Origin of the sequence: Aestuariicoccus sp. MJ-SS9 (genome assembly GCF_032586235.1) — a bacterium.
Classification (GTDB): Bacteria; Pseudomonadota; Alphaproteobacteria; order Rhodobacterales; family Rhodobacteraceae; genus Aestuariicoccus.
In genome coordinates this window covers 84,455-106,283 of sequence record NZ_JAWHTD010000013.1, presented here as the reverse complement: position 1 = coordinate 106,283, position 21,829 = coordinate 84,455, and the positions used below count along the sequence as shown (strand labels likewise).

The following is a 21,829-nucleotide window of genomic DNA, read 5'->3' as shown; positions in this document are numbered from 1 at the left end:
TACTCCACGGCATGGCCGCTTTAGAGCAACTCGGTATGGCATGGCACCGCACAAGGCCATGTGCGAAAGTGCCCTGGGTCAGTTCGACTATGTCAACGGGTCCTTGGACTGATGGCCGCCATTTCTCGCGCGAACGTGACCGGTTCAGTCTCGAAACTACGGAGAGCACATGAGGTGCTTCCGAGATCTCTTATGCTGCAAGCACCCCGTTGAGCCAGTGTTCGACTTTCATGAGGTTTGAACACCCTGTCCATGCAAAGATCACTTTGTCCGATGACGAAGCGGTCTTCACAACCTGCGCAAACTTCACCGGGCATGCGTTGGAAAGAAACTTGGAGGCCGGCGTAATGATAAAAGGTGGAGACACTCCTCAAGACATATATCGACACTGGAAAGGGTTGATGGAGCTGAAGACGATTTCAAAGGTTGGCTGAATTCCATTGAATCATCTCTACGCGCGCGCGTAGTTCGAGTGCTAGTTCAGGCTGGGCATGTTCTGACATACAACACAGCGGTGCCCACTTCTTCCCTAACACTTTGGCCAATGGCCAGCATATAGGCTAGTTCGCCTGATCAAAGGCGAATAAGTGTTTTGTTATCAATGTCTTGATATGTTTTGTGGCAGCCCGATGGGCTGCCCCAAGGTATTCAGGCGGAAGGTGTCAGCCAAAGACGCGTCCCAGCGCGCAGTCCACAGCGGCGATGATTTCGTCGATGTCGTCCTTGGTGGCGATCAGCGCGGGCGAGAAGCACAGCGTGTTGTTGTACCCCGGCACCGAGCGGTTGGTCGCGCCGATCACCACGCCCTGCGCCATGCAGTCGCCGACCACGGCCTGCACCTGTTTTTCAGGCGTCGGCGCGCGGGTGCCGCGGTCCGCGACCAGCTCGGCGCCCAGGAAGAGGCCTTTGCCGCGCACATCGCCGATCACCGCGTGGCGGTCGGCCAGCGCGTGCAGCTGGTCGAGCATGTAGTCGCCCATGGCGTTGGTGTTGTCCAGCAGGCCCTCGTCCTCGATGATGCGCATGTTTTCCAGCGCCGCGGCCGGGCCGGCGGTGCAGCCGCCGAAGGTCGAGATATCGCGGAAATAGTTCATCGGGTCGCTGTCGTCGTCCTTGAACATCTCGAACACCGCCTCGGTCGTGACCATGCAGGCGATGGCCGCATAGCCCGAGGCGACGCCCTTGGCCATGGTCACCATGTCGGGCTGGATGCCGTATTGCTGGTAGCCGAACCAGGTGCCGGTGCGGCCCACGCCGCAGACGACCTCGTCGATATGCAGCAGGATGTCGTACTTGCGGCAGATCTCCTGCACGCGCGGCCAGTAGCCCTCGGGCGGGGTGATGACGCCGCCGCCGGCGGTCACCGGCTCGAGGCAGAGCGCGCCCACGGTATCGGGGCCTTCGCGCAGGATGATCTCTTCGATCTGGTTGGCGGCCCATTCGCCGTAGTTTTCCACCGGCGCGCCCTGTTCGGCGGCGCGGTATTCCAGGCAATGCGGCACGCGCACGAAGCCGGGCGTGAAGGGGCCGTACTGGGCGTTACGCTCGTTCTGGCCGCCCGCCGACATCGTGGCGATGGTCGAGCCGTGATAATCGCGGTCGCGGTAGAGGATCTTGTGCTTCTTGCCACCATAGCGCTTGTGCGCGATCTGGCGCACCATCTTGAACGCCTTCTCGTTCGCCTCGGAGCCGGAGTTGACGTAATAGACCCGGCTCATCCCGGGCATCTTCGAGATCAGCTTTTCCGAGAAGAGCGCGCCCGGCACCGAGCCCGCGGAGCCTGCGAAATAGTTGAGCTTGAGCAGTTGGTCATAGACCGCCCGCGCGATGGATTCGCGCCCGTAGCCGACGTTGACCGTCCAGACGCCGCCGGAGACGGCGTCGAGATGCTCCTTGCCCTTCTGGTCCCAGACGCGCATGCCCTTGCCCTCGATGATGATGCGGGGGTCTGTCGTCTCGAACGGCTTGTGCTGGATCAGGTGATGCCAGACATGCGCCTTGTCGGCGGCGATGATCTGGCTGATATCGTTGTCGTGATAGGTGCCGTCCATGGGAATGCTCCGTTCTGTCAAGGCGGTGTCAGCGCGTGCGGGAAAGGCCACTGCGCAAACGCGTCGCGGCCCGTTTCACATCAGCCAAAAAAGGGGGCAGACGTTAGGGCCAGTTGGTCAACAAGCGTAATACCAGAATGCCGGGTTTAACAGCACCAGGCGGGCTGAATATGGCACAACTGGCCGCGATTTCAGAGAATTGCCGAAAAATTCACCTGCCCAGCGGTTAAGCCCGCGGAACGCAAATCCGGCGAAATTTCAGAAAAACAATTGATCCTATCGGGTTTTTCCGTTCGGATCATGCGCAAGGTGCCGCATGGCGCCGGCGACAAGAGGCGGAGGACCGCCCGAAGCGCATCATAAAGCCCGCGCGGGACTGTGTCGCGCGGGTCAGAACACGGGAGTGATATGAAAATGAGCATCAAGACAACCCTGATGGGCGCAGCGGCCGGTCTGGCCGTGCTGTCCGGCAGCCAGGCGGCGTTCGCGGCCGGACACGGCGGTGAGATCACCGTGGCCTATTTCCTCGAATGGCCGATGCCGTTCCAGTACGCCAAGCAGATGGGCACCTACGATGAAGAGATGGGCGTCACCGTCAACTGGGTGAGCTTCGACACCGGCACGGCGATGTCGGCGGCGATGGCCTCGGGCGACGTGCAGCTGGCTGTCAGCCAGGGCGTGCCGCCTTTCGTGGTGGCCACCAGCGCGGGGCAGGATCTGCAGATCCTCGACGTGGCGGTGAGCTATTCCGAGAACGACAACTGCGTGGTGCGTGAGGACCTCGAGATCGACAAGATGTCCGCCTCGGAACTGGCCGGCAAGAAGGCCGCCGTTCCGCTGGGCACCGCTGCGCATTACGGTTTCCTCAACCAGATGAACCATTTCGGCGTCGACGTGTCGTCGATGGAAGTGGTCGACATGGCGCCGCCCGACGGCGCCGCCGCAATCGCGCAAGGCTCGGTTGACATGATGTGTGGCTGGGGCGGCTCGCTCCGCCGCGCCAAAGAGCACGGCAACGTGCTGCTGACCGGCGCCGAAAAGGAAGAGCTGGGCATCCTGGTGTTCGATGTGACCTCCGGCCCCGCCGGGTGGGTGGCCGAAAACAGCGACCTGGTGGCAAAGTTCCTCAAGGTGACCGCCGATGCCAACGCCATGTGGGCGGATGAGGCCAACCATGCCGAAATGCTGCCGGTGATCGCCAAGGACGCGGGCATGAGCGAAGAGGACACGATGGCGACGATTTCGACCTTCGTGTTCCCGAATGTCGAAGACCAGCTGTCGGCGAAATGGCTGGCCGGCGGCGCGCAGACCTTCATGAAGGGCGTGGCGGACGTCTTTGTCGAGGCCGGCAGCATCGACGCCGCGCTCGACAGCTACGCCGGCGCTGTGAACGCCGGTCCGCTCGAAGCCGCGAGCGGGATGTAAACGCCTGCCAAAAGCCGCTCCTCAAGCCCTTGCGGGCTTTCCTCGCGAGGACGCCCGCAAGGGCGGAGGAGCGGCGCCTCTTTCTTCGGAAAGGAATGCCCCATGTCGGGACTGTCCATCGAAAACATCTCCATGCGCTTCGACCTGCCCAACGGCAGTTCCGTCCAGGCGCTCAAGGATGTCACGCTCAAACTCGAAGCCGGCGAGCTCATGTCGGTGCTCGGTCCCTCGGGCTGCGGCAAGACCACCCTGCTCAACATCGTGGCGGGATTCCTCGCACCGACCGAGGGGCAGCTCATCCTGAACGGCCACCGCGTCAACGGCCCGGATGCCGAACGCGGGATGGTGTTCCAGCAAGGCGCGCTCTTCGAATGGATGAGCGTCCGGGACAATGTCAGCTTCGGCCCCCGCATGGCCGGCAAGCGCGAGGCGGAATGGGGCGCCAACGTCGATCACCTGCTTGACGTCGTGGGCCTGCGGGACTTCAAGGAAAAGGCGGTCTACGAATTGTCGGGCGGCATGCAGCAGCGCGTGGCCCTGGCCCGTTGCCTGGCCAACGAGCCCGACGTCATCCTGATGGACGAACCGCTGGGCGCGCTCGACGCGCTGACCCGCGAGAAGATGCAGTCGCTTGTTCTCAAGCTCTGGAAGGAAACCGGCAAGACCATCATCCTGATCACCCACTCGGTGGAAGAGGCGCTCTTGCTGGGTGAGCGTCTGCTGGTCATGGCGCCGCGCCCCGGCCGCATCCACAAGGAATACCGTCTGCCCTTTGCCGATCTCGGCGTCGGGGAGGACCTGCGCGAGGTCAAGAAACATCCCGACTTCGGCTCCAAGCGCGAAGAGATCCTGGGCATGATCTGGGACATGGAAGAAGAAATCATGGGCCGGACGGAGGACGCATAATGATCGTTTTCGCCATCTATATCGCGATCTTCGTCGCCTCGTTCTTCATCGTGAAATTCGCGGTGCACAAGGCCACCACCGATTACACCTCGCTCAAGACCGTGACCTTCGGCGACGAAAGCGCGGTGACGCCGAACCGGATCGCCAGCGTGGTGTCGATCCTGTCGATCTTCCTGCTTTGGGGGGCCTTCACCGGGTCCAAGATGATCCCGTCCTTCCTGCACGCCCCCGGCCCCTTCATCGGCGAGGCCAGCTTCACCTATACCGCCGAGGCCGGCGGGCAGACCGACGACGCCACCGTCACGGTGAACGTCTTCGAGGTCGGCAACGACAACGAGGACCCGCCCGAGGTCGACCCCGGCGACGGCTGGGCCAAGAACGATGCGGATGCGGTCGGCGCCTGGCGCTCGGGCCTTATTCGGGTGGACCGCAACGACGAGCTCGGTCGCGACGACGGCCATACGGTTGTCGCGGTGAACGGCCATCCGATCGAACCCGGCGGGTCGGTCGAAACCGAATTCGGCCGCGTCGGCATGTCGCCCAAGGGCACGCTGAACTTTGAGCCCGCCAAAGGCTGGCAGATGGAGCCGATCTGGCTGCCGCCGCCCGAGGCGGTGGTCGCCCGGATGGGCGAGATCGCCAGCGAGGGCTACCGTGACAGCACGCTCTGGGAGCATCTGGGATATTCGCTGTTCCGGGTGATCGTGGGCTTCTTCTTCGGCGCGCTGGTTGGCATTCCGCTGGGCTATGCCATGGGCCTGTCCAACTGGTTCCGCGGCTGGTTCGACCCCATCGTCGAATTCATGCGCCCGGTGCCGCCCTTGGCGCTGATCCCGCTGGTGATCATCTGGGCGGGCATCGGCGAGGCGGGTAAGATCATCCTACTCTTCCTGGCCGCACTCTGGATCATGGCCATCGCAGCGCGCTCGGGCGTGTCGGGCGTGTCGATTTCCAAGGTGCACGCGGCCTATTCGCTGGGCGCCAGCAAGTGGCAGATCATGCGCCACGTCATCGTCCCCAACTCTTTGCCCGATATCTTCACCGGGGCGCGAGTGGCGATGGGGGTCTGCTGGGGCACCGTCGTTGCCGCCGAACTGGTGGCGGCGGAAAAGGGCGCGGGCATGATGATCATGGTGGCGTCGAAATTCCAGCTGACCGACATCGTGATCATGGGGATCATCCTGATCGGCGTTATCGGCTTTGGCATCGACATGCTGATGCGCGCGGCCGAACGGGCGCTGGTGCCCTGGAAAGGCAAGGTCTGACCCTGCGCCGCGGGCCCCGGCCCGCGGCCTGCCACCGGCGTTGACGAGTGACCCTTTAAAGGAGTTTCCATGCCCATCCCCGCCCCCGACGGCCTGTCGGACGATCTTCTGTCCATCCTCGGGGTCGACGTCGACCGCCGCTGGAACGCGGCGGAGCCGCATGGCACGCCCGTCGTCGTCACCTTCGGCTTTCCGCAGGAGCTGCCCGGGTACGACCCGGACATTCCCGGTTTTCAGCCTTTCACCGAAGACTATTTCGACATCATCCGCGGCGCACTGGCCACGTGGGACGACGCCAGCGGCCTGACCTTCGTCGAGGTGCCCGGCGATCTGGCCGAGATCACCTTTTCCATGCGCGACATGGAGGGGCTGACCAATGCTACCGGCAACCCGCTCAGCGGGTTCGGCTATTACCCGGGAGTGTCGTCCTACACCTCGAACGGGGAAACCACCTATTACAACCGGCTTGGCGGGCAGTCGGGCGATATCTGGATGAACGCCGATTACTACGGCGGCAATCCGGCGACCATGGCCCCGGGCGTGCGGGGCTATTCCATCCTGTTGCACGAGATAGGCCATGCCGTCGGGCTGCAACACCCTTTCGCCGGACCGGTGGTGATCGACCCGGCGTTCGACAACGGCTTGTTCACGATCATGTCCTACGACAGGTCGCATGGCACGGTGGCGCTGGGCACGCTGGATGTCGAGGCGATGCAGGTGCTTTACGGGCCCGACGTGGCGCAGGCGGCCCATTGGGACGCGGACCTCGGCGCGCTGGTGCAAGACGCGCCGCAGGGCGGCGGGGCGCTCTTTGCCCACAGCGGGCCGGACCGGATGACCGGGTTTTCGGGCGACGACAGGTTCCATGGCGCAGGCGCGGGCGACACGATCGCCGGGGCGGGCGGGACCGATCTGGTGTCGGTGAACGAGACCTCCTTCGGCGTGACGCTGACGCCCGATGCGAACGGCCCCGAGCTTTACCTGGAACTCGACGACGGTACGCTGACATTGTCGAGCGTCGAAACCCTGCAATTCCTCAACCAGACCATGTCCATCGACAGCCTGTTGGGGCCGAGCGTCACCCTGACCGGCACCGACGACCCCGAGGCGCTGACCGGCGGCGATGGGCCGGACAGCCTCTCTGGGGCGGGCGGCGACGACACGCTGCGCGGCGGCTGGGGGTCCGACAGGATCGACGGCGGCGCGGGCAACGACGTCGCGCAGGGGGAGTACGGCAACGACGTTCTGAACGGCGATGCTGGCAACGATTCGCTCAGCGGCGGCGGTGGCGACGACCGGATCGACGGGGGCGAGGGCGACGACCTGCTGGCGGGCGGCAGCGAGGATGACACGCTGATGGGCGGCGCGGGCGACGACCTGATCGGCGGCGGCACTGGCGGCGACACGATCGACGGCGGCGAGGGCAACGACATCATCGGCGCGGGCCTGGGCGACGACACCGCCATCGGCAACGCTGGCAACGACATCGTCAACGGCGGCGCGGGCAACGACACGCTTACGGGCGGCGACGGCGACGACACGATGGGCGCCAGCTTTGGCGACGATTACTTGCTGGGCGGCAACGGTGCCGACGACATGGGCGGCGGCACAGGCCGCGATCTGATGTACGGGCTGGCCGACAACGACACGCTCGGCGCGGGCGAGGGCGACGACACGGTCGACGGCGGCGCGGGCGACGATTTCGTCGCAGGCGGAGGGCGCAACGACGTGGTCAACGGGCAGGGCGGCGACGACAAGCTGATCGGCGGCACCGGCGACGACACCTTGTCGGGCGGCACGGGGGCTGACCTCTTCATCTTCAACCTGCTGAACGCCGGCGAGACCGACATCATCACCGATTTCGAGACCGGCACGGACCGCCTGCGCCTGACGGGCGCCGGGGGCTTCGGGGCGCTCGACATCGAAAGCGCCTCGGGGTCCTTGCGGATCACGGTGCAGGGGCACGAGATCGTCCTGCAGGGCGTCGCCGCCGCCGATTTCGGCGCCGACGACATTTTGTTTATCTGACACCGGGCGCGCGCCCGAAACGAAAACGGCCCGGGCTTTTCCAGTCCGGGCCGTGATCCGTCTTGCCGAAAGTGCGGGTCAGAGCGTGGGGTAGATCGGGAACTTGGCGCAGAGCGCTTCGACCTCGGCGCGGACCTTGTCCTCGACCTCGGAATTGCCGTCCTCGCCATTGGCGGCCAGCCCGTCGACCACCTCGATGATCCAGTCGGCGATCTGGCGGAACTCCTGCTCGCCGAAGCCGCGGGTGGTGCCGGCGGGGCTGCCCAGACGGATGCCGCTGGTCACCATAGGCTTTTCCGGATCGAAGGGCACGCCGTTCTTGTTGCAGGTGATATGCGCGCGGCCGAGCGCCTTTTCGGTGGCGTTGCCCTTGACGCCCTTGGGCCGCAGGTCGACCAGCACCACATGGGTGTCGGTGCCGTGGGTCACCGTATCCAGACCGCCCTTGATCAGCTGGTCGCTGAGCGCCTGGGCGTTCTTGATGACGTTCTGCTGATAGGTCTTGAATTCCGGGCGCAGCGCCTCGCCAAAGGCCACGGCCTTGGCGGCGATGACATGCATCAGCGGGCCGCCCTGGATGCCGGGGAAGATGGCCGAGTTGAACTTTTTGGCCAGCGCCTCGTCATTGGTCAGGATCATGCCGCCGCGCGGGCCGCGCAGGGTCTTGTGCGTCGTGGTGGTGGCGACATGGGCATGGGGGAAGGGCGAGGGATGTTCGCCCGCCGCCACGAGGCCCGCGAAATGGGCCATGTCCACGTGCAGGTACGCGCCGACGCTATCGGCGATCTCGCGCATGCGGGCAAAGTCGATCTGCCGCGGAATGGCAGAGCCGCCGGCGATGATCAGCTTGGGCTGATGTTCCTTGGCCAGCGCCTCGACCTGGTCGTAATCCAGCAGGTTGTCCTGCTTGCGCACACCGTATTGGATGGCGTTGAACCACTTGCCCGACTGGTTCGGCTTGGCCCCGTGGGTCAGGTGCCCGCCCGCGTCGAGGCTCATGCCCAGGATGGTGTCGCCGGGCTGCAGCAGCGCGGTAAAGACCCCCTGGTTGGCCTGGCTGCCCGAGTTCGGCTGCACATTGGCAAAGCCGCAGTCGAAGAGCTTGCAGGCGCGCTCGATGGCCAGGTTCTCGGCCACGTCGACCCACTGGCAGCCGCCATAGTAGCGGCGGCCGGGATAGCCCTCGGCGTATTTGTTGGTCATGACCGAGCCCTGCGCCTCCATCACGGCGCGGCTGACGATGTTCTCCGAGGCAATCAGCTCGATCTCGTTGCGCTGGCGGCCCAGCTCGCCGGTGATCGAGGCGAAGAGTTCGGGGTCGCGGTCGGACAGCGTTTCGGTGAAGAAACCGGTGTCGCGGTGTGGGGCGTTCATGGTCGTGCCTCCCTTGGGGTGGATTCGGAATTGCGCGTTGCCGCGTTTCGTAAAGGAAACTGGACCCGTGGCAAAGGTTGTAAAGCGACATTCCCGGAATATGGCGCGGCATGGGTGGTGCGCTGCCGAAACTTGTGCTTGTTTCGGAACCAGCCGGCCCCTTCAGGAAACGCCATGTCGCTCCGCATCGCCTTTTGCGCCTCAAACGCACCGCTCGCGCAATCCGCCAAGGCGGCGCTGACGCGGCGCTATGGCGATCATGCGGAACGGCGGGCGGATGTGATCGTGGCGCTGGGGGGCGACGGCTTCATGCTTCAGACGCTGCACCGCACGCAGGCGCTGGCGGTGCCGGTCTACGGCATGAACCGCGGCACGGTCGGGTTCCTGATGAACGAATATTCCGAGCACGGGCTGGAAGAGCGGCTGCGCGCGGCCGAGGAGGCGGTGATCAACCCGCTGTCGATGCGCGCGGAATGCGCCGGTGGCGTGGTGCACGAGGCGCTGGCGATCAACGAGGTTTCGCTCTTGCGGATGGGCCCTCAGGCGGCGCGGCTGCGGATCAGCGTGGACGGCAAGCTGCGGATGTCCGAGCTGGTCTGCGACGGGGCGCTGGTGGCGACCCCGGCAGGCTCGACGGCCTACAATTATTCCGCGCACGGGCCGATCCTGCCCATCGGGGCGGACGTTCTGGCGCTGACGGCGATGGCGGCGTTCCGGCCCCGGCGCTGGCGCGGCGCGCTCTTGCCCAAGACCGCGCTGGTGACGTTCGAGGTGCTCGATCCGGAAAAGCGCCCGGTGATGGCCGAGGCGGATGCGCGCGCGGTGCAGAACGTGCTGCGCGTGGATATCAAATCCGAACCCTCGATCGCGCACCGGGTTCTGTTCGACCCGGGGCACGGCCTTGAAGAACGGCTGATCCGCGAGCAATTCGTCTGACAAAGCGCGCGCGGACCGCCACCGGTGCCGGAATTTTTGAAAAATTCCGGACCGTTTTCTTTGAAAGAAAACGGGTGCCTAGCCCTTGGCGTAGCCGAGCCCCTGCAGCGCCTCGCGGATCTCGTCCAGGATGGCCGGGTCGTCGATGGTCGCGGGCAACTTGAAGTCCTCTCCATCCGCGATCTTGACCATGGTGGCGCGCAGGATCTTGCCCGAGCGCGTCTTGGGCAAGCGGTCAACCACCGTGCAAAGCTTGAACGCCGCGACCGGGCCGATCCGGTCGCGCACCAGCTTCACGCATTCGCGCGCGATCTCGTCATGCGGCCGGTTCACGCCCGTGGTCAGGCAGACGAAACCCATCGGCAGCTGACCCTTGAGCTCGTCCGTGACCCCGATCACCGCGCATTCCGCCACGTCCGGATGCGCGGCCAGCACCTCTTCCATCCCGCCGGTCGACAGCCGGTGCCCGGCCACGTTGATCACGTCGTCGGTGCGCGCCATGATGTAGAGATAGGCATCCTCGTCGATCATGCCCGCGTCGCCGGTCTCGTAATACCCGGGAAAGGTGGTGAGGTAGGATTTGCGGAACCGGTCCTCGGCGTTCCAGAGCGTCGGCAGCGTGCCCGGAGGCAGCGGCAGCTTGACCGCGATGGCCCCGAGCTCGCCCGCTTTCATCGGATGGCCGGCCTCGTCGAGGATCTGCACGTCGTAGCCCGGCATCGGCACCGAAGGCGAGCCGATCTTGACCGGCAGCGCCTCGATCCCCGCGGGCATCCCGGCGATGGTCCAGCCGGTTTCGGTCTGCCACCAATGGTCGTAGATCGGCTTGCCGGTCACCTTCTGCGCCCATTCGATCGTGTCGGGATCCGCGCGTTCCCCCGCCAGGTAGATCGCCCTGAGCCCGCTGATGTCGTATTTCGCGACGAATTCGCCCTTGGGGTCCTCGCGCTTGACCGCGCGGAAGGCGGTGGGCGCGGTGAAGAAGCTCTTGACCCCGTGCTCCTCGATCACCCGCCAGAAGGTGCCCGCGTCGGGCGTGCCGATGGGCTTGCCCTCGAAGACGATGGTGGTGTTGCCATGGATCAGGGGCCCGTAGCAGATATAGCTGTGGCCCACGACCCAGCCCACATCCGACGCCGCCCAGAACACCTCTCCCGGATTGACGTTGTAGATGTTCTTCATCGTCCAGTTCAGCGCCACCAGGTGCCCGCCGGTGTGCCGGACCACGCCCTTGGGCTGGCCGGTGGTGCCGGATGTATAAAGGATATAGGCCGGATGATTGCCCTCGACGGGGACGCAATCGGCGGGGGCGACGCCGGCCTGAAACCCGTGCCAGTCGAAATCGTAGCCGTCCTTCAGCGCCGCGACCTCTTGTTCGCGCTGGAAAATCACGGTGAACTCGGGCTTGTGCCTGGCCATTTCGATGGCGCCGTCGACCAGCGGCTTGTAATGCACCACGCGGCCCGGCTCCAACCCGCAGCTCGCCGCGATGATCGCCTTGGGCTGCGCGTCGTCGATGCGCACCGCCAGTTCGTTGCTGGCAAACCCGCCGAATACCACCGAATGGATCGCGCCCAGGCGGGCGCAGGCCAGCATCGCCTCGAGCGCCTCTGGAACCATCGGCATGTAGATTATGACCCGGTCGCCTTTTTCGATCCCCCTGGCGCGCAAGGCGCCTGCAAGGCTGGCCACGCGGTCGCGCAGCTCGGAATAGGTGATCTTGTGGATGGTGCCGGTGATCGGGCTGTCGTGGATGACGGCCAGCTGATCGCCGCGCCCGCCCTCGACATGGCGGTCGACGGCGTTCCAGCAGGTGTTGGTCAGCCCGTCCGCGAACCATTCGTAAAGGCCGTTGCCCTTTTCGGTCAGCGCGCTGGTGGGGGCGCGGTCCCAGTCGATGGCCTCGGCCTGTGCCATCCAAAAGCCCTCGGGATCGGCTTTCCAGCTGGAATAAACGGCATTGTACGACATGGGTTCCTCCTCCTGACGTCTTGAAAAAGCGTTACAGAAGGGATGGGCCGTCGGGCAAGCGCCTTGGTCCCGGGCGTGGCAGATTGGCGCAAAGAGATTTGCAGATTTCCGGGAGTCCACCTGCAAATTTTTGCAAACACCCCGCAGTTTGCGCCTGATCGGCAAATTTCGGACGGTTTTGCAAAGTCGCAAAGGCCCACGTTGCAAACCGAGGCGACTCAGCCTGCGCGGCACCTCGGGGCCGCCACAGGGGCAGGGCCCCCGTGTTTCAGCGCACCGGATCCAGCAACGCGTCGCGCATCGTGCAGTCGCGCACCACGTCCTGCCCGCAGGGCACCGGGGTCAGGTCACGCAAAAGGCAGAGCCGTGCCTCCTGGATGCGGCCCGCCTTGCAGGTGATCGTCAGCATGTCCGGCTCCCACTCGGGGTTGGCCTTCAGAAAGGCCTCTTCGACGACGCGGGCGGGCAGGCGCACCGGCTCTGTCAGCTTGCGCAGCAGCGCCGGGCGGTTGACGGCCTCATAGGCGGCGCGGGCGGCCTCGAAATAAGCCGACGCCGACAGACCCGAACAGCTGCCGTGCTTTTTCCACTGATGCCAGGCCAGGCCCGCGGTGCCCATGATATCGGCCATGGCGGCGGTCATCGACCGGGGCGGCGGGCGTTGGCCCGTGCGGCAATAGGACGGCCAGCCCTGATGGTACTGCGGCCAGAGCCCGTGCAGGATCCAGCCGTGATCGGCGTCGCATTGCGGCGACCGGCGCGCATCGCCCTCCAGCGCGCACCAGGTCGGCGACCACGACAGCGACAGCACATAGTAATCGAAGTCGCCCGCGGCCTCGCCCTCGGCCCGCGCCAGACCCGCGCTCAGAAACAGGATCAGAAGCCAGCGCATTTTCTCTTTCCTCTTTGCCGCCGGGTCACTATATAGCGCGCAAGTTCCCCGACAACGGTAACCCGTCCCGGACCTGATCCTGGACCTCCTGGGCCCCCCGGTTCAGGCAGCGGGGCAGACATGTAGTAAGGAGACGAGACATGGCCAAACTGCTGCACCCCAAGGCGACTGCCGTCTGGCTGGTCGACAACACCACGCTGACCTTCAAGCAGATCGCCGATTTCACCGGCATGCACGAGCTCGAGGTGCAGGGCATTGCCGACGGCGACGTGGCCACCGGGGTCAAGGGCTTTGACCCGATCGGCAACAACCAGCTGGACCAGTCCGAGATCGACAAGGCCGAAAACGACCCGGCCTACAAGATGAAGCTCAAGTTCAACCCGGCCGCCCATGACGAGGACAAGCGTCGCGGGCCGCGTTACACGCCGCTGTCCAAGCGTCAGGACCGCCCCGCCGCGATCCTCTGGCTGGTCAAGTTTCACCCCGAACTGACCGACGGCCAGATCGGCAAACTGGTGGGCACCACCAAGCCGACGATCCAGTCGATCCGCGAGCGCACGCATTGGAACATCTCCAACATCCAGCCGATCGACCCGGTGGCGCTTGGCCTCTGCCGTCAGTCCGAACTGGACGCCGCCGTCGCCAAGGCCGCCAAGAAAGCGGATTCGCTGATGTCGGACGACGAGCGCCGCAAGCTGGTCTCGACCGAGCAGAGCCTCGAGATGGAGCCCGAGCCGCGCCTGCCGACCGCCATCGAGGGGCTGGAAACCTTCAGCCTCTCCGACCCGCGCGAAGAGGACGAGGAAGACACCCGCACCGACAGCGACTTCGCCGACGCCGACAGCTTCTTCAACCTGCCCGACAGCGGCGATGACGACGACGAGGACGACGACAGCGACGATCCGCGCCGCTGATCCTCGCGCCCTGAAAGCCCAAGCCCCCGCCCTTTCGGCGGGGGTTTTTTCTTGTGGGAACGGTTCGACCGCCCAAAGCTCGGACACGCGGCGACGGACCCGGCGTCGTGGCCTGACAGCGGCGGCTTCGGCGTCTTCCCGTCGTGTCGTGCAGCGTGGCGTCGCACGGCCTATTCCATCTCGGACGACCGCGCCCAGAGGTTGATATCCTCCTCGCTGGCGTGGCGTTCGATTTCGGCCAGCTCGTCCTCGGTGAAATCGAGGTTGGCCACCGCGCCCGCGCAATCCTCGATCTGGCTGGGCTTCGACGCGCCGATCAGCGCCGAGGTCACACGCCCGCCGCGCAGCACCCAGGCCAGGGCCATCTGCGCCAGCGTCTGCCCGCGCGCTTCCGCGATGTCGTTCAGCGCCCTGACCGAGGCCAGCGCGCTGTCGGTCAGCATCTCGGGGCTAAGGGATTTGTCCTGCGCGGCGCGGCTGCCTTCGGGTACGCCGCCCAGGTATTTCTTGGTCAGGATGCCCTGCGCCAGCGGGGTGAAGGCGATGGAACCGACGCCCAGATCGTCCAGCGTATCGAGCAGGCCATCGGTCTCCACCCAGCGGTTCAGCAGATTGTAGGACGGCTGGTGGATCAGGCAGGGCGTGCCCAGTTCCTTCAGGATCGCCACGGCCTCACGCGTGCGCTGCGAATTGTAGCTGGAAATACCGACGTACAGCGCGCGACCTGAGCGCACGATGTGATCGAGCGCGCCCATGGTTTCCTCGAGCGGGGTTTCGGGGTCGAACCGGTGCGAATAGAAGATGTCGAAATAGTCGAGCCCGCAGCGTTCAAGCGACTGATCACAGGAGGCGATCAGGTACTTGCGGCTGCCCCACTCGCCGTAGGGGCCGGGCCACATGTCGTAGCCGGCCTTGTTCGAGACGATCAGCTCGTCCCTGAGCCCGGCGAAATCGTTGCGCAGGATCTCGCCAAAGGCGGTTTCCGCCGACCCGGCGGGCGGGCCGTAATTGTTCGCCAGATCGAAATGGGTGATGCCCAGATCGAAGGCCGTCCGGCACATCTGGCGTTTGACGTCATGGGCCGTGTCCTCGCCGAAATTGTGCCAGAGCCCAAGGCTGATGGCGGGCAGTTTCAGGCCCGACCGGCCGCAGCGGCGATAGACCATGCGGTCGTAGCGGTCGGGGGCGGGGGTGTATCCGGACATGAAGGCGGGGCGCGGGGCAGGTGTTTTCGTCATGCGCGCAGTCTGGCCGTTGTATGGGGCAACGTCAAACCGTGGGCGCGGAACTGCGTGCGGACGGACCGCCGCCCGCTCAGACCGGCTTGCGGGCGTTCAGGGCGGCGGTGATGGTGCCGTCGTCGAGGTAATCCAGCTCGCCGCCGATGGGCACGCCCTGCGCCAGCGAGGTCAGCGTCACCCGGCCTTCGAGCTGGTCGGCGATGTAGTGTGCGGTGGTCTGGCCGTCGATGGTGGCGTTGAGCGCCAGGATCACCTCGGTGATCTCTTCGCTCTCGATGCGGGTGACAAGCTGCGGGATGCGCAGATCCTCGGGGCCGACGGCGTCGAGCGCCGACAGGGTGCCGCCCAGCACATGGTAGCGGCCCTTGAAAACGCCCGAGCGTTCCATCGCCCAAAGGTCGGCCACATCCTCGACAACGCAGATCAGACCGTTGGCGCGGGCGTTGTTCTCGCAGATCGGGCAGATGTCCGAGGTGCCGATATTGCCGCAGTTGAGGCATTCGCGGGCGGTGGCGGCGACGGTCTGCATCATATCCGCCAGCGGCGTCAGCAAAAGCGCGCGCTTCCGGATCAGGTGCAGCACCGCGCGCCGCGCCGAACGCGGCCCGAGGCCCGGCATCCGGGCCATCAGGTCGATCAGGGTCTCGATGTCGCTGCGGTCGGGCATCGCGATGTCCAGCTTGCCGGGCGGGGCCGGTCAGAACGGCAGTTTCATATCCGCGGGCAGCCCCAGCGCCTCGGTCATCTTCTGCATTTCCGAGCGCTCTTTCTCGGTGGCCTTGGCCTGGGCGTCCTTGATGGCGGCAAGGATCAGGTCCTCGACCACTTCCTTGTCGTCGCCGTTGAAGATCGAGGGGTCGATGTCGAGCGCCTTGAGCTCGCCCTTGGCGGTGGCGGTGGCCTTGACCAGCCCGGCCCCGGATTCGCCGGTGACGGTCATGGAATTGAGGTCTTCCTGCAGCTGCGCCATCTTGCTCTGCATGTCCTGCGCGGCTTTCATCATCTTGGCCATGTCGCCAAGGCCGCCTAATCCTTTGAGCATCTCTGTCTCTCCTGGCTCTGAGGGCCGACCCGCGCGGCCCCTTGGGGTATGGCGGGTTTATCGCAGCGACGCGGGCCGTGGACAAGTGGCAGGTGTTGGCCTGCGCCCGGCGGGGGTGGGTGGCCGGCGTTCAGCGCGCCGGGGTCAGTCTTCCTCGAAGGGGTCCCATTCGTCCTCGACCTCGGGCAGGGCTTCGGCCATGGCATCGTTGGCGACGTCTTCGGGGGTGCGGATCTCGGCGATCTCGGCCTTGGGGAAGGCGGCGAGCGCGGCCTGAACCAGCGGATGGGCGGCGGCCTCGGCCTTGAGCGCCAGTGCGGCGGCATCGCGTTTCTCGGCGATCGTCTCGGTCTCGCAGCCGTTGACCAGCGTCACCGCCCAGCGGTTGCCGGTCCAGCGTTGCAGCGCGCCGCCCAGGCGTTGGGCCAGGTCGCCGGGAGCATTGCCCGCAGGGGTGAATTCGATACGGCCGGGCTGGTAGGCGGCCAGCCTGACACCGGTCTCGACCTCGACCAGCAGCTTGACGTCGCGATTGGCGCGAATGAGCTCGACCACATGTTCGAAGGTGGGATAGCGTGCCAGCGCCTGATCGGCGGCCAGCGCCCGCACCGGGGCCGCACCCTGCGCGCTGTGGCCGCCGTTACCGCGATGCGCCGGCGCAGGACCGCCCTGCGCAGAGGTGGCGCCAGCGCCGCCCGGAGCCAACGCGCCGCCCCCCGGTCCGGGCGGCGGCGGAGCGCTGGAGGACAGTTTGCGCACCAGTTCCTCTGGCGAGGGCAGGTCGGCCACATGGGTCAGCCGGATCACCGCCATTTCGGCGGCCATCATGGCGTTGGGGGCCTGGCTGACCTCTTCGAGCGCCTTGAGCAGCATCTGCCACATCCGCGTCAGCGCCCGCATCCCCAAAGCATCGGCCAGCGCCTGGCCGCGGTTGCGTTCGTCGGGCGAGATCGTCGGGTCCTCGGCGGCGTCGGGGGTGATCTTGACCACCGACACCCAATGGGTGAGCTCGGCCAGATCGCGCAGCACCGCCATCGGGTCGGCCCCGTCGGCATATTGCGCGCCCAGCTCGGTCAGCGCGCCCGCCGCGTCGCCGCGCATGATCAGCTCAAACAGATCCATCACCCGGCCCCGGTCGGCCAGCCCCAGCATGGCGCGGACCTGATCGGCGGTGGTTTCCCCGGCGCCGTGGCTGATCGCCTGGTCCAGCAGCGAGGTGGCGTCGCGGGCCGAGCCTTCGGCCGCCCGCGTGATCAGCGCCAACGCGTCGTCGGTGATCTGGGCCCCCTCGGACGTGGCGATCTTGCGCAGAAGCGCGATCATCACCTCGGGCTCGATTCGGCGCAGATCGAAACGCTGGCAGCGCGACAAGACGGTCACCGGCACCTTGCGGATCTCGGTGGTGGCGAAGATGAACTTCACATGCGCGGGCGGCTCTTCCAGCGTCTTGAGCAGCGCGTTGAACGCGCTGGTCGAGAGCATATGCACCTCGTCGATGATGTAGATCTTGTAGCGCGCCGAGGCAGCGCGGTAATGCACCGAATCGATGATCTCGCGGATGTCGCCGACGCCGGTGCGGCTGGCGGCGTCCATCTCCATCACGTCGACGTGGCGGCCCTCCATGATGGCGGTGCAATGTTCGCATTGGCCGCAGGGGTCCGTGGTCGGCCCGCCCGCGCCATCCGGCCCGATGCAGTTCATCCCCTTGGCGATGATCCGCGCGGTGGTGGTTTTTCCGGTGCCGCGAATGCCCGTCATGATGAAGGCCTGCGCGATGCGGTCGGCCTGGAAGGCGTTCTTGAGCGTGCGCACCATCGCGTCCTGCCCGACGAGGTCGGCAAAGGTCTCGGGGCGGTATTTGCGGGCAAGAACCTGGTATGCGGGGCTGTCGGTCATGGGGGCCTGTCTATCGGGTACAGCGCCAAACTAAGACCCGCGCGGGGCGGCGTCCACCGCATAAGCGGCTTGTTTCGCGCGGGGCCTCTGTTGGCCTTGGCCCGGGCTTGCCGCAGGCCGCCAGGGGCTGATTGGCTGCAGGCGCGTGGGGTCTATTCGGTGGCCTCTGCCTCGGGGGCGGGAGCGGGGGCCTCTGCCGGTGCGGTCGCCTCGGAACTCATGCCGTCCATCGCGGTCAAGAGCCCGGTCACCTGCGCATCGAGCCAGAGCCGCAGGCCATCGACCCAGGCGACATAGCTTTCCAGGATCGGGGCCAGCGCGGGGACCCATTCGGCGATCTGCGGGGCAAAGACGTAGACGGCGATGCCGATCAGCGCGAGCACCATCACAAGGCTGAAGCCCCGGCGGAAGCCGCCGCTTTGCTCTTCCTCGACCGGGGCGCGGCCCTGCGGGGTCTCGACCTCGCGCCGTTCGCTCGAGGCGCGCAGGGTCTGGTTGATCTCGTCGACATTGGGCAGCAGGTCGCGGCGCGAGTTGCTGGCTGCGGCAGCCGCCTCGGCGGCGGCGCGGCCGTCGTCCTCGACCGGTTCGCCGCGCATGCGCGCCATGCGTTCGCGCGATTCGCGCTGGCGGCGGGCGGCCTCGTCCTCGTCGGGCTCGCCGAGACCCAGATCGGGCTGGCTTTCCAGCTGATCCGCTTCGGCGGCGCGTTTGCGCGCCTCGCGCTCGGCCTCTTCGCGCAGCACCCCGGCGACCTGCGGGTCGAGCCCGCGCGGCTGCGGGGCCGGGGGCGCTTCGGCGCTGGGTTCCGGTTCAAGCTGCGGTTCGGGCTCGATTTCAGGCTCGGGTTCGATCTCCGGTTCGGGCTCAATCTCCGGTTCGGGCTCCCATTCCTCGGGCGGCAGCGGCTGGTTCAGCTCTTCGGCCAGGGCGGTGTCGTCATCGGGATGCGCCTGAAACCACGTGTGACCGCAGTTCGAGCATTGCACATCGCGCCCGCCGTCGGGAATGACCTGATCCGGCACTTCATATTGCGCACCGCAATTCGGGCATATCAGCCGCATTGCATCTCCCGTCCTGTAAGTTGTCCTGCCCGGACCTCTTTTGCCTGACCATAGGATGGGCCGGGCCGGTGGAAAAGTCCATTGTTTCCCCGGAGTGTGCATTGAATCCAAGGCGCGGCTGCTGCACAACAGGGCATCGAAAAGAAGCCAGGCGGGCCGGGTGCGGGCGTGATCGAACTAGACAATGTGGGCTATTCATACGGCGGCGGGGCGCTTTTGACCGCGATGTCGCTGACGCTCGCGCCCGGGTCGTTCCACTTCCTGACCGGCCCCAGCGGGTCGGGCAAGACCACTTTCCTCAAGCTCTGTTACGGCGCGCTGACCCCCACCGAGGGGCAGGTGCGGCTCTTTGACCGCGATGTCGGCACGCTGGGCCGCGACGATGTTGCGCTGATGCGCCGCCGGATCGGCGTGGTGCATCAGGATTGCCAGTTTCTCGACCACCTGACGGTGGCCGACAACGTCGCGCTGCCGCTGACGGTGTCCGGGCAGGGCACGCTGGACCAGGAGGCGAACCTCAAGGAACTGCTGACCTGGGTCGGCCTGACCGGCCGCGCGGGCGCTTTGCCGCCCGAACTTTCGGGCGGCGAACGTCAGCGCGCGGCACTGGCGCGCGCGGTGATCATGTCGCCCGAGGTGGTGCTGGCCGACGAGCCCACCGGCAATGTCGACTGGGAGATGTCCCAGCGCCTGCTGCGGCTGCTGATCGAGCTGAACAAGATGGGCAAGACGATCATGATCGCCACCCACGATCTGGGCCTCATTCGCGCCGCCAAGGCGCAGGTGCAGGCGCGGGTCCTTCGGATCGCGGGCCACCAGCTGCAGACGGCGGGGGCGGATCTGTGAGCGGGCGGCCCGGCATCGGTCAGTTCCGTGCATTGTTCGCGCGCGACGCGGCTGCTGACCGGGTGGTGCCGCCCGCGGGCTTCACCGTGCGGCTGACGCTCTTTTCCGCCGCGGCGATGGCCTTTCTGACGGTCTTTGCGCTGGCTTTGTCGCTGGCCGCCGGGCGGCTGGCGGTCACCTGGGGCGAGGAACTCGCCCGCGCCTCGACCATCCGCATCTCGGCCCCGGCGGGGCAGATGGCGGCGCAGACCGAGGCCGCGTTGCGCCTGCTCGAACAGACCCCCGGCGTGGCCAGCGCCCGGGCGCTGAGCGACGCCGAACAGCGCGCCCTGCTGGAACCCTGGTTCGGCCCCGACCTGCCGGTCGAGACCTTGCCCGTGCCCCGGCTGATCGAGGTCATTGAGACCGCCAGCGGCTATGACGGCGCGGGCCTGCGGCTGCGGCTGCAGGCCGAGGTGCCGGGCGCGGTGCTGGACGATCACACGCGCTGGCGCAGTCCTCTGGTCACCGCCGCCGCGCGGCTGCGCGCGCTGGGCTGGGTGTCGATCCTGCTGATCGGCGCGGCCACGGGGGCCATGGTCACGCTGGCGGCCAATGCGGCGCTGGCGGCCAATGCGCAGGTGATCGCGGTTCTGCGGCTTGTGGGCGCGACGGATGCCTATATCGCCGGGGCCTTTGTGCGGCGCTTTACCCTGCGGGCCTTCGCGGGCGCGGCGGCGGGCACCGCGCTGGGAATGCTGGCGCTGCTGGCGCTGCCGCAGGCGGACGACACCGGCGGCTTTCTGACCGGCCTCGGCCTGCAAGGCTGGCACTGGGTCTGGCCGGTCTTCATTCCGCCGCTGGCTGCCGTCGTGGCGTTCTTTGCCACCGGCTTTGCCGCGCGGCGCGTGCTGGAGGATCTGGCCTGATGGGATATGCGATACAATGGCTGCGGTCGCTGGCCTATGTGATCAACGTCTATCTGTCGATCGCCGTGGTCGGACTGGTGCTGTTTCCCTGGGCCGCCGTGTCGACCCGGGGCGCGCGCACGGCCTGCATGGCGGTCTGCCAGTGGGTGCGGCTCTCTGCGCCGTTCATGATCGGCCTGCGCACCGAGGTGCGGGGCACGCCCCCCAGCGGCGAGGTGCTGGTCGCCGCCAAACACCAAAGCTTTGGCGATGTGTTCCTGCTCTTCTCGGCGCTGCCCGCGGGCAAGTTCATCATGAAACGCCTGCTGATGTATTCGCCCATCGTCGGGCAGTACGGAATGCGGATCGGCTGCGTGCCGGTCGACCGGGGCAAGCGCGGCGCGGCGATCAAGAAAATGGTCGAGGACGTCAAGAAAGGCGCGGCCAGGCCGGGTCAGCTGATCATCTATCCTCAGGGCACGCGGATTGCGCCGGGGGTCAAGGCCCCCTACAAGATCGGCACCGCGGTGCTTTACGAACAGCTCAACCAGACCTGCGTCCCGGTGGCGACCAACATCGGCCTCTTCTGGCCCAAGCGCGGGGTCTACCGCAAACCCGGGCTGGCGGTGGTCGAATTCCTCGAGCCCATCCCGCCGGGCCTGCCCCGGGACGAGTTCCTCAGGCGGCTCGAGACCGAGATCGAAACCGCCTCCGACCGGCTGAACGCCGAGGCAGGGTTCGCGCCGAAGGCGTGAATTGTCGACGGGTGGGAAAGGTGAACGCGCAAGACGCGCCAGCGCCTGCCCGTGGGGTGGCGCTGCAACTTTTGGTCGGCTGACTTTATCCCAGCCCAATCCTTGCTCCGAATGAGCGATGCGCAAATGTCGCCAAAGCGCCAGCCCGCCGGGACGGGCAGGCGCTGGCGCGGCGGCCTCCGGCCTTGTCCCGCGCCGGTGGCGCTTCGATCGCAGCGCCGATCCCGCTAAAGCGTAGGCTCGCCAGGATCATGTGAGCTTTTCCAAACCTGTCCCCAAAGCACCCGGCGCGGAACCAAGGCCGCAGGCCGCCGCGCCAGCGCCGACCCGCCCCCC

At 66.3% G+C, this 21,829-nt stretch carries 19 protein-coding genes; 10 read left to right on the top strand and 9 right to left on the bottom strand.

The window, feature by feature from the left end:
* Nucleotides 1–230: 230 nt before the first annotated feature.
* The gene (locus RXV88_RS23700) at nucleotides 231–434 is read left to right on the top strand and encodes a phospholipase D-like domain-containing protein (RefSeq protein ID WP_410468819.1); all 204 of its coding nucleotides are present in this window, start codon (nucleotides 231–233) and stop codon (nucleotides 432–434) included.
* 228 nt (nucleotides 435–662) lie between these two features.
* On the opposite strand, the gene RXV88_RS11420 is transcribed toward RXV88_RS23700, so the two are convergent.
* Nucleotides 663–2,051, bottom strand: coding sequence for an aspartate aminotransferase family protein (locus RXV88_RS11420; protein ID WP_316292938.1), 1,389 nt, complete (start codon nucleotides 2,049–2,051; stop codon nucleotides 663–665).
* Nucleotides 2,052–2,465: 414 nt separating this feature from the next.
* Here RXV88_RS11420 and RXV88_RS11415 point away from each other — a divergent pair, with 414 nt between their 5' ends.
* The 4 genes from RXV88_RS11415 (at nucleotide 2,466) to RXV88_RS11400 (ending at nucleotide 7,675) form a co-directional block, all read left to right on the top strand.
* Nucleotides 2,466–3,476 carry an ABC transporter substrate-binding protein gene (locus tag RXV88_RS11415; protein WP_316292936.1) on the top strand — a complete coding sequence of 337 codons (1,011 nt, stop codon included), beginning with the start codon at nucleotides 2,466–2,468 and terminating at the stop codon, nucleotides 3,474–3,476.
* A 102-nt stretch (nucleotides 3,477–3,578) separates the two neighbouring features.
* Nucleotides 3,579–4,382 carry an ABC transporter ATP-binding protein gene (locus RXV88_RS11410; RefSeq protein ID WP_316292935.1) on the top strand — a complete coding sequence of 268 codons (804 nt, stop codon included), beginning with the start codon at nucleotides 3,579–3,581 and terminating at the stop codon, nucleotides 4,380–4,382.
* Nucleotides 4,382–5,647 (top strand): ABC transporter permease, encoded by a 1,266-nt coding sequence (locus tag RXV88_RS11405; RefSeq protein WP_316292932.1) that lies wholly within the window; start codon nucleotides 4,382–4,384, stop codon nucleotides 5,645–5,647. The genes RXV88_RS11410 and RXV88_RS11405 overlap by 1 nt, the downstream gene beginning before the upstream one ends.
* A 69-nt stretch (nucleotides 5,648–5,716) precedes the next feature.
* Nucleotides 5,717–7,675 carry a matrixin family metalloprotease gene (locus tag RXV88_RS11400; RefSeq protein WP_316292930.1) on the top strand — a complete coding sequence of 653 codons (1,959 nt, stop codon included), beginning with the start codon at nucleotides 5,717–5,719 and terminating at the stop codon, nucleotides 7,673–7,675.
* A 78-nt stretch (nucleotides 7,676–7,753) separates the two neighbouring features.
* Here the strand turns inward: RXV88_RS11400 and glyA are convergent, their stop codons facing one another.
* Nucleotides 7,754–9,049 carry a serine hydroxymethyltransferase gene (glyA, locus tag RXV88_RS11395; protein ID WP_316292928.1) on the bottom strand — a complete coding sequence of 432 codons (1,296 nt, stop codon included), beginning with the start codon at nucleotides 9,047–9,049 and terminating at the stop codon, nucleotides 7,754–7,756.
* Between the two features lie 174 nt (nucleotides 9,050–9,223).
* On the opposite strand from glyA, the gene RXV88_RS11390 reads away from it, so the two are divergent.
* Nucleotides 9,224–9,985 carry an NAD kinase gene (locus RXV88_RS11390; protein ID WP_316292926.1) on the top strand — a complete coding sequence of 254 codons (762 nt, stop codon included), beginning with the start codon at nucleotides 9,224–9,226 and terminating at the stop codon, nucleotides 9,983–9,985.
* 78 nt (nucleotides 9,986–10,063) lie between these two features.
* Here RXV88_RS11390 and prpE read toward each other — a convergent pair whose 3' ends face one another.
* Together prpE and RXV88_RS11380 are read right to left on the bottom strand one after the other, a co-directional pair.
* Nucleotides 10,064–11,956 (bottom strand): propionate-CoA ligase PrpE, encoded by a 1,893-nt coding sequence (prpE, locus tag RXV88_RS11385; RefSeq protein WP_316292925.1) that lies wholly within the window; start codon nucleotides 11,954–11,956, stop codon nucleotides 10,064–10,066.
* A 268-nt stretch (nucleotides 11,957–12,224) separates the two neighbouring features.
* The gene (locus RXV88_RS11380) at nucleotides 12,225–12,848 is read right to left on the bottom strand and encodes a ribonuclease T2 (protein WP_316292924.1); all 624 of its coding nucleotides are present in this window, start codon (nucleotides 12,846–12,848) and stop codon (nucleotides 12,225–12,227) included.
* Between the two features lie 140 nt (nucleotides 12,849–12,988).
* On the opposite strand from RXV88_RS11380, the gene RXV88_RS11375 reads away from it, so the two are divergent.
* On the top strand, nucleotides 12,989–13,762 hold the full coding sequence (locus tag RXV88_RS11375) for a DUF1013 domain-containing protein (RefSeq protein WP_316292922.1): 774 nt from the start codon (nucleotides 12,989–12,991) through the stop codon (nucleotides 13,760–13,762).
* 170 nt (nucleotides 13,763–13,932) lie between these two features.
* Here RXV88_RS11375 and mgrA read toward each other — a convergent pair whose 3' ends face one another.
* The 5 genes from mgrA to RXV88_RS11350 all read right to left on the bottom strand — a co-directional run bounded on the left by mgrA (nucleotide 13,933) and on the right by RXV88_RS11350 (nucleotide 19,005).
* Entirely contained in the window at nucleotides 13,933–15,000 is a 1,068-nt protein-coding gene (mgrA, locus tag RXV88_RS11370) for an L-glyceraldehyde 3-phosphate reductase (RefSeq protein WP_316292921.1), read from the bottom strand.
* Nucleotides 15,001–15,076: 76 nt separating this feature from the next.
* Entirely contained in the window at nucleotides 15,077–15,670 is a 594-nt protein-coding gene (recR, locus tag RXV88_RS11365) for a recombination mediator RecR (RefSeq protein ID WP_316292919.1), read from the bottom strand.
* A 30-nt stretch (nucleotides 15,671–15,700) separates the two neighbouring features.
* Complete coding sequence (locus tag RXV88_RS11360) at nucleotides 15,701–16,045, bottom strand: YbaB/EbfC family nucleoid-associated protein (RefSeq protein ID WP_316292918.1); 345 nt, start codon at nucleotides 16,043–16,045, stop codon at nucleotides 15,701–15,703.
* A gap of 144 nt (nucleotides 16,046–16,189) precedes the next feature.
* Nucleotides 16,190–17,941, bottom strand: coding sequence for a DNA polymerase III subunit gamma/tau (locus tag RXV88_RS11355; protein ID WP_316292916.1), 1,752 nt, complete (start codon nucleotides 17,939–17,941; stop codon nucleotides 16,190–16,192).
* Nucleotides 17,942–18,093: 152 nt separating this feature from the next.
* Nucleotides 18,094–19,005 (bottom strand): zinc-ribbon domain-containing protein, encoded by a 912-nt coding sequence (locus RXV88_RS11350; RefSeq protein WP_316292915.1) that lies wholly within the window; start codon nucleotides 19,003–19,005, stop codon nucleotides 18,094–18,096.
* A 168-nt stretch (nucleotides 19,006–19,173) separates the two neighbouring features.
* On the opposite strand from RXV88_RS11350, the gene RXV88_RS11345 reads away from it, so the two are divergent.
* The 3 genes from RXV88_RS11345 to RXV88_RS11335 are packed head-to-tail and all read left to right on the top strand — an operon-like array spanning nucleotide 19,174 to nucleotide 21,493.
* Complete coding sequence (locus RXV88_RS11345; RefSeq protein WP_316292914.1) at nucleotides 19,174–19,851, top strand: cell division ATP-binding protein FtsE; 678 nt, start codon at nucleotides 19,174–19,176, stop codon at nucleotides 19,849–19,851.
* Nucleotides 19,848–20,759, top strand: a complete 912-nt coding sequence (locus tag RXV88_RS11340) for a cell division protein FtsX (RefSeq protein ID WP_316292912.1) — start codon at nucleotides 19,848–19,850, stop codon at nucleotides 20,757–20,759. The genes RXV88_RS11345 and RXV88_RS11340 overlap by 4 nt, the downstream gene beginning before the upstream one ends.
* On the top strand, nucleotides 20,759–21,493 hold the full coding sequence (locus tag RXV88_RS11335; protein WP_316292910.1) for a lysophospholipid acyltransferase family protein: 735 nt from the start codon (nucleotides 20,759–20,761) through the stop codon (nucleotides 21,491–21,493). The genes RXV88_RS11340 and RXV88_RS11335 overlap by 1 nt, the downstream gene beginning before the upstream one ends.
* Nucleotides 21,494–21,829 lie beyond the last annotated feature (336 nt).